The organism is Streptomyces palmae, assembly GCF_004684805.1.
GTDB classification, from domain to species: Bacteria; Actinomycetota; Actinomycetes; order Streptomycetales; family Streptomycetaceae; genus Streptomyces; species Streptomyces palmae.
The window spans coordinates 1-643 of sequence record NZ_SRID01000787.1 but is presented as its reverse complement, the minus strand read 5'-3'; the positions used below and the strand labels follow the sequence as shown (position 1 = coordinate 643).

At 68.6% G+C, this 643-nt stretch carries 1 protein-coding gene; it reads left to right on the top strand.

The features are described 5' to 3' along the window. The first annotated feature begins 135 nt into the window (after positions 1 to 135). Complete coding sequence (locus E4099_RS32650) at positions 136 to 588, top strand: carboxymuconolactone decarboxylase family protein (protein WP_245245369.1); 453 nt, start codon at positions 136 to 138, stop codon at positions 586 to 588. Positions 589 to 643: the final 55 nt, after the last annotated feature.

Here is a 643-nt window from a genome sequence, read left to right as displayed (position 1 = left end):
CGCCAGACCCTTCCGCCATCGGCCCCGCCCCTTGTCGGATGTGTTTCCTCAGGAATACCGCACCGGAATTGCCCCATCGATTCACCGGCGGAATGCACCATACCCGGGGGCTAATCCGACCGTAGTGTTCATGGCATGACAGCAGTTGAGATTCCGCAGCGCATGAACTTCAACCAGGCCGCCCCGAAGGTCTTCAAGGCCATGGTCGCCCTGGACTCCGCCGCTCGGCAGGGCCTCGACCCGGTCCTGGTCGAGCTGGTGCAGATCCGCGTCGCCCAGATCAACCGGTGCGCGTACTGCATCGACTACCACACCGGGGACGCCCGCAAGGCCGGCGAGACCGAGGACCGGATCTACCAGCTCAGCGCCTGGGAGGAGGCCAGCCTCTACAGCGCGCAGGAGCGCGCCGCCCTGGCCCTGGCGGAGGCCGTCACCCGGCTCCCGGACGGCATCCCGGACGCGGTCTACGACGAGGCAGCCCGCCACTTCGGCGAGGAGGAACTGGCCCGTCTGATCGCCCTCATCTTCACCGCGAACGCCTGGAACCGCATGAACGTCACCACCCGGAAGACCCCGGGCACGTTCTGAGCGTGGTGCGCGTGGTGCGCGTGGTGCGCACGGGGGCCACGGGGGCCACGGGGGC

Bases quoted from the DNA above. Each gene is read 5' to 3' on its own strand.
- E4099_RS32650 (WP_245245369.1), top strand. From the start codon at position 136: ATGACAGCAGTTGAGATTCCGCAGCGCATGAACTTCAACCAGGCCGCC.